Source organism: Phytoactinopolyspora halotolerans (assembly GCF_010550675.1).
In the GTDB taxonomy this organism is placed as follows: Bacteria; Actinomycetota; Actinomycetes; order Jiangellales; family Jiangellaceae; genus Phytoactinopolyspora; species Phytoactinopolyspora halotolerans.
In genome coordinates this window covers 92,728-99,431 of sequence record NZ_JAAGOA010000028.1, presented here as the reverse complement: position 1 = coordinate 99,431, position 6,704 = coordinate 92,728, and the positions used below count along the sequence as shown (strand labels likewise).

Below are 6,704 nucleotides of genomic sequence, written 5' to 3'. Positions count from 1 at the left end.
GTGGGTTTTCTCGTGCCCTACCATGTCTGCAGACCTGGTAGGGCGCGAGAAAACCCACTTCACATGATCATTTAGGGGGCGGCGTGTGGGTGTGGAGTTCGGTGGCGGTGGGTGCCTCCAGTATCTCTGCCTCACTGCCGCGGGCCCGTACGCTGAGCGTGCCGGTGCCGAGCGGGATGCCGTGTACGACGATCTCCTCGTCGTCCGGCAGCACCGGCGCGATCCGAACGATCCCCGACGGCACGTCGGGTTCCAGCCGCAACATCGTCCGCAGCAGCAGCAGGGGCGCGGCGGCACTCCATGCCTGCGGGCTGCACGCCACGGGGTACGGCACCGGCTGGGGAACCTCGTCGGCACCCATCCCGCCGAGAAGCTCGGGCAACCGCCAGTCGAACGTCTCGGCCGTCGAGAGTAGCCCGTCGACGAGGCGGCGGGCCGGTCCCAGGGTGCCGTAGCGGACCAGGCCGGCGATGCCGATCGCCGTATCATGCGGCCAGATCGACCCCAGGTGGTAACCGAGCGGATTGTACGCGGCCGCGGACGAAGCGAGCGTGCGCAGCCCCCAGGTGGCGGCCAGCTCGCGGCTGGTCAGCTGGGCCACGGCGGCGTCGGCGATCTCGCCGGTCAGGACTCCCGTCCATAGGCAGTGGCCGACGTTCGACGACGAGACCGCGAGCGGCTTCTTGTGGCCGTCCAGGGCCATGGCCACCAGCCGTTGCTCAGGCAGCCAGAACATCTCGGCGACGACGGCCTGGATCCGGTCTGCCAGCGCGCGCAGCTCCGGCGCCGCCTCCGGTGCGCCCAGCCGCTCCTCGAGCTCGGCCAGCGCCCGGTAGGCGCCATAGACATAGGCTTGCACCTCTGCGAGTGCGATCGGGCCGGTGGCCAGCGAGCCGTCTGCGTGCACCATCGAGTCTCCGGAATCCTTCCACCCCTGGTTGGCCAGGCCATGCGCGTGGCCGGCGTACTCCACCAGGCCATCGCCGTCGACGTCGCCATGGGTTCGGCACCATTGCACGGCGGCGCGGGCCGCGGGAAGGAGCTCACGGACGTCGTCGTCGGGCGCACCCCAGCGGTGCGCCTCGGCCAGCAACATCACGAACAACGGAGTGGCATCCGCCGTGCCGTAGTACGGGACGCCCGGTTCGACGCCGAAGACCGGCATCAGCCCGGTACGCATCTCATGCAGGATCTTGCCCGGCTCCTCACCGGTCCGCCGGTCCACCTGCCGGCCTTGCCGCGAGGCCAGCGCTCGCAGTACGTCCAGTGCGAGATGCGGCCCCGTGATGAGACTCTCCCAGCCGGTGAGCAAGGTGTCGCGGCCGAACAGCGCCATGAACCAGGGAGCGCCTGCGCCCAGGTAACGCAGACCCATCGACGGGATGTCCACCCGGAGGCCGGCGAGGTCGTCCACCGCCGACGCGGTGCTGCGCACCCACCGGACGGCGCTGCCGCCCACCCGGAGCGTGGTGGGCGGCAGCCGCCCACCCCTTTCCGTTTCCGACTCCGCTTCCGTTTCCGACTCCGCTTGCGTCTTCGGCTCCGTGCCCGGGTCCGGAGACGGCTCCGGATCCTGAGCCACGACCCGCGGGCGGATCGCTACCTCCGCAACGCACGATTCTCCGGCGGCCAGCTCCACATCCCAGCGGAAGCCGGAGGCACTCCGGCGCAGACCGGGTCCGCCGCCAGCGAACTCGACCCGGACGTGCTCGGCCGCTGCGGCGAGGATCTCGCCGTCCGGCACCAGTTCGGCCGGTGCACGACGCCGGCTGCCCCCCTTCAGTTCGAGCAGGTCGGCGAAGTCCGCGGCGACCTCGAGGGTGACGGCGCGGGCCGGCAGCGGGCGGCCATACGCCCGTATCACCAGGCGCTCCCGGACCTCGGCCCCGACCTCCCGGCCGCGTGTCAACACCGCGGTCGGGCTTCCCTCCTCGTCGGTGGCCAGCACGTAGACCCAGTGCGCCGCGCCGGCGCCGGTCCGGCGCGAAGCCAGCAGACGCGGAACGACGCCGTCCACCTGCAGCCGCAGCGACGAGGTGACGCGGACGTCGCGGTGGTACACGCCGTGGTAGCCGGCGGCATCGATGTCACCGGTGGGCCCGCAGACGACGAACGTGGTGCCGCTGACCAACGTGAATACGGTGTCGTGGGACGTCATGCTCCTCTATCCTTTCACCGCCGAGGCGGTGACCCCTTGAATGAAATACCGCTGGAACGTGAAGAAGATGATGGCGACGGGGATCGTGATCAGCACCGACGCACCCAGTAACAGCGGGAAGTCCTGGGATTCCCCCTGTGCGCCCCGTAGGAGTGCGAGACCCACCGGCAGCGTGCGCAGATCCGGATCGCTCGGTGCGGCGATGAGCGGGTGCAGGAACTCGTTCCAGGACGCCTGGAAGGACAGGATCGTCAGGGCGAGCAGCCCGGGCGCGGCCAGCGGCAGGATGATCCGCCAGTACGTCTGGAAGATGGTCGCTCCGTCGATCCGGGCGGCCTCCTCCATCTCCCGGGGTATCGACTCGAAGAACGTCTTCATCAGGAAGATGCCGAAGGCGTCCACGGCCAGCGGGAGGATGAGTCCCGCGTACGTGTCCAGCATGCCCAGCTGTCCGAGCACCAGGTAACGGGGTATCGCCAGCACGATCGGTGGCACTGCGAGGACGGCCACCACGAGCGCGAAGATCAGTGCACGGCCGGGAAACCGCAACCTGGCCAGGGCGTAACCGGCGAGCGAGTCGAGGAAGAGCCGTCCGAGCGTGACCATCACCGTGACCACAACCGAATTCATGGTCCAGCGCGGAAGGTCGGTTCCGGCCATCTCCCGGTAAGCGCGCCCGGTGGGTTCGGCCGGAAACAGCGACAGCGGCGACGCGAGCGCCTCCGGCCGCGACTTGAGCGAGTTCGCCAGTGCCAGCGCGAACGGCGCGATGAACATGGCGGCGAAGAAGATCAGGACGGTGTAGCCGAGAACCCGTTTGGCGACCCGGTAACCGGAGGACTGCCCGCGCTCGGCGACGCGGCCGCCGGGCGGCGTCTGCCGCCGTTGTAGTTGCGCAGTCATGTCAGTGCGGCCTCCATGCGTCACGCCCGCTCCGGCTTGAGGATGCGGCGCTGGACGAGGGTGAAGACGATGATGAGGGCGAACAGCAGGAACGCGACGGCGGTGGCGCGTCCCATCGAGAAGTTCTGGAACCCTTCCCGGTAGATGAGGTAGGCCGGGGTCAGCGTCGTCTTCTGCGGGCCGCCGGCCGAGATCACGAAGATCTGGTCGAACACCTGCCAGGTGCCGATCAACCCGATGGTGAGCACGAAGAACAGCGGCTGCTTCATCATCGGAATCGTCACCAGCCGGAACCGCTGCAGCGCCGAGGCTCCGTCCACCCGGCTGGCCTCCTCGACGTCGGGCGGGATGTTCTGCAACCCCGCGAGGAAGATCAGCATCATCGTGCCCGTGGTGGTCCACGTCGCGAGGATCATGATGGCGAACAGGGTGACGCTGGGCCCGGAGAGCCACTGCCACAGGCTCAGCCCCAGCACCGAGGTGTCCGTCAGGATCGCCGGCGGCGTGTCGACGCCGACCAAGCCCACCGCGTTGTGCAGTACGCCGTCGGCGTTGTCCAGCCAGTTCATCCGGAACTCCGCGCCCGGGAGCAGCCCGCTGATCAGCTGGTTGATGGCGCCGCTGCGCTGGAACAGGAAGAGGAAGACCAGCGAGATGGCGATCGACGACGTGATGGACGGGAAGTAGTACGCGGTCCGGAAGAAGCCCTTGCCCCGGAGGAACTTCTGGTTGACGATCACCGCCAGGATGAACGCGATGGCTGTCTGGGCGGGAACCACGCCGAGCACGTAATAGAGGTTGTTCCGGACGGCCATGGCGAAGTCACGACGAGGGTCGCCCTCAGCGGTGACAAGCTCGCGGTAGTTGTCCAGGCCCACGAACTCCGCCTGTTCCGGCGGGCTCAGGCCGTTCCAGTCGGTGAAACTGATCCACAACGCCATCCCGATCGGCACGATCAGGAACGTGCCGATACCGACAAGCACGGGGATGACGAAGATCCAGCCGGCGACCCGCTCATCGGTCGCCGCCCGCTGTCTGAGTGCACGCACGCTGTCCTCCGGTATCCGGGCCTGGTGCGGAGGTGCGCGGCGGCCGGCCGAGGTGTGGCTGGTCACCGCCGCGCACCGCGCGGGTGCCCGAGCCTCGGTTAGCCGCCCAGGGCGGCCCGGCCGGACTCGTCGACCTGCTGGATGACCTCGTCGATCTCCCGGTTGCCGGCGGCGATGCCCTGGATGCCGTCGTCCAGAGTGTCGACGACGCCGGCGAAGCCAGGCACGAATTGGAACGGGCGCGCGTACTCGGCGCCGGTGAGGAACGCTCCCAGGTCCGGATGCGCCTCGGTCCATGCACCGGCCAGCGACTCCCGGCCCGGCATCACCGGGAACTGCTCGGTGAACTGGAGCAGTGCCTCGTCGCTGACCAGGTAGTCGACCAGATTCCACGCGGCGTCCGGGTTCTCACTCGCAGCCGGAACGGCGTAACACACGGTGAAGGCGAACGTGCCGGGGCCTGCCGGTCCGGCCGGGAGCTCCGTCACCGCCCAGTTGACGTCGGGGAAGTCGTTGTTCAGCGCGCCGACGATCCAGTTGCCTTCGATCGTCATCGCGGCGCGCCCCTGCCCGAACGCCTCACCGGCCCAGCCGGCGTCGAGCTCGGTCGGGGTCGCGGCATAGCCCTGCGCGTAGAGGTCCCGGAGGAACTCGAACGCCTCCCGATTGGCGTCGGAGTCGATGGTCATCTCGGTGACCTCGTCATCGGTGACCGCTCCCCCGGCCTGGAACATGAACGAACCCCAGCGTGGATACTCCGGCACCAACGCCAGCCCGGTGCGGTCGCCGTCGGTCAGCGCCTCGGCCGCCGTCGCCAGTTCCTCCCAGTCGGTGGGCGGTTCCAGGCCCGCGTCGTCGAACATGTCGACGTTGTAGACCAGTGCCAGCGTCGAGAAGTCCTTGGGCGGGCACCAGAACGTGCCGTCGTAGGTGAACGCCTCACGCAGTGAGGGGTAGAAGTCGTCCTCGTTCCGCACCCGTCCGTCGGCGGGTGCCAGCGCTCCGGCCTCGACGAGGTCGGGAAGACGGTTGGAGTCGACGTAGATGACGTCCGGCGGAGAGCCGCCGGCCAGGGCGGCCTGCAGTGCGGTGTCGTACTCCGGCACCGGGTTGAAGCGCGCGGTGTTGGTCGACTGCTCGTTGTACGCGTCGATGATCGCGTTCAGCGCCTCGTCTTCCGCGGGACCGGACGAGAATCCCATCAGGGTGAGCGACGAGCCGTCGTCGCCGCTCGACTCGTCGTCCTCTGCCTGCGCGGCACCGTCGGTCTGCCCCGCGTCGTTCTGATCGTCGTCGTCGGCGCCGCCGCCGCTGTCGCTGTCGGCGAAGTCGGATCCGCATGCGGCGACGGCCAGGGCCGTGCCGGTGAGGAGAACCAGTAACTGCGCGAGTCTTCGTGGTCGGGTGCGCATCATTCGCACGCTCCTTCGATGGATGTCGTCAGTCCGGTCGGGTGCTCGCGCGGGTGACCAGCTCCGGCGCGAGGAGCTCGCCGGCCGGTTCGGTAGCCGGGTCGGCGAGCGCTGTGGTGAGGTTCGCGACGATGCGATGTGCCACCGCTTCAAGCGGCTGACGCACCGACGTCAGGGGTGGGGTGAGCAGCGGAGCGAGTGGCGAGTCGTCGAAGCCGGTCACCGCGAGGTCGCGGCCGACGACGAGTCCGCGTGCGGCGGCCGCACGCAGGACGCCGACGGCGTGGGCGTCGCTGATGCACACGATCGCGGTCGGTGGCACATCGAGGCTCAGCAGATGCTCGAGTGCTTCGGCGCTGCCCGCGATGTCGTCATCCACGCGTACATCCAGCACGTCGTCACCGGTCAGCCCGAGCTCCCCCGCCGCGCGCAGGAACCCCTCGGCCCGCCGGTCTCCGGTAGCGGACCCGGCCGGCGCGCCGATGAAGGCGATCCGTTCGTGTCCCAGCTCCGCCACATGCCGCACCGCCGCCGCGGTGCCCGCCGCGCCGTCGACGTCGACCCACGAGTGCGGTGCGGCGATCTCCGGGCGGCCGAACGTGACGAAGGGCACACCCCGTTCGGCCAGGGCGACGGCGCGCGGATCACCGTAGTCGATATCGGACAGGACGAAGCCGTCGACCGTTCGGGTGCCGACCAACTCGTCGTAGGCGGTGACCAGGCCGTCCTCGTCGGGGGTGAAGAGCAGCACGTGGTAACCGTCGTTCTCCGCGGCCTCGACGAGCGCGTGTACGAAGCGGTCGAGGACGGGGTTGAGCACACCGAGCCGCGAGCGGGTGATCTCGTAGCCGATCATCCGCGACGCCCGGGTCTTGAGGTTGCGCGCCAGCCGGTGCGGCCGGTACCCGAGCTCGTCGATGGCCTGGCGGACGCGTTCGGCGGTGTCGGGCCGGACCCGCCCCGGGGCGTTGAGGACGTTCGAGACGGTCTGCCGGGAGACCCGCGCCACCCGTGCGACGTCGTTCAGCGTGGCACCGTCGGCCGTGTTGCCGCCGGAGTCTGCGCTGGTGGATGCCATCGTCTTCCCTTGTCCACGTGGATTTGAACGTGCAAATTTGTACGTTCAAATCAGCATGGTGGAGAGCCCGCGATGTGTCAACGGATCGTGACGGTTTCGTTAAC

General features: G+C 69.0%; 5 protein-coding genes. All 5 read right to left on the bottom strand.

What is annotated here, in order from left to right:
* Nucleotides 1–67: 67 nt before the first annotated feature.
* Genes G1H10_RS28275 through G1H10_RS28255 form a run of 5 tightly spaced genes read right to left on the bottom strand, consistent with a single transcriptional unit; the run spans nucleotide 68 to nucleotide 6,600 of the window.
* Nucleotides 68–2,158, bottom strand: coding sequence for an amylo-alpha-1,6-glucosidase (locus G1H10_RS28275; protein ID WP_163744267.1), 2,091 nt, complete (start codon nucleotides 2,156–2,158; stop codon nucleotides 68–70).
* A gap of 6 nt (nucleotides 2,159–2,164) precedes the next feature.
* A complete protein-coding gene (locus tag G1H10_RS28270; RefSeq protein WP_163744264.1) occupies nucleotides 2,165–3,061 on the bottom strand; it encodes a carbohydrate ABC transporter permease in 897 nt (298 codons plus the stop codon).
* 20 nt (nucleotides 3,062–3,081) lie between these two features.
* Nucleotides 3,082–4,176 carry a carbohydrate ABC transporter permease gene (locus G1H10_RS28265; RefSeq protein ID WP_216853741.1) on the bottom strand — a complete coding sequence of 365 codons (1,095 nt, stop codon included), beginning with the start codon at nucleotides 4,174–4,176 and terminating at the stop codon, nucleotides 3,082–3,084.
* 32 nt (nucleotides 4,177–4,208) lie between these two features.
* On the bottom strand, nucleotides 4,209–5,525 hold the full coding sequence (locus G1H10_RS28260; RefSeq protein WP_163744260.1) for an ABC transporter substrate-binding protein: 1,317 nt from the start codon (nucleotides 5,523–5,525) through the stop codon (nucleotides 4,209–4,211).
* A gap of 25 nt (nucleotides 5,526–5,550) precedes the next feature.
* Nucleotides 5,551–6,600, bottom strand: a complete 1,050-nt coding sequence (locus tag G1H10_RS28255; RefSeq protein WP_163744258.1) for a LacI family DNA-binding transcriptional regulator — start codon at nucleotides 6,598–6,600, stop codon at nucleotides 5,551–5,553.
* Between the last annotated feature and the right edge of the window lie 104 nt (nucleotides 6,601–6,704).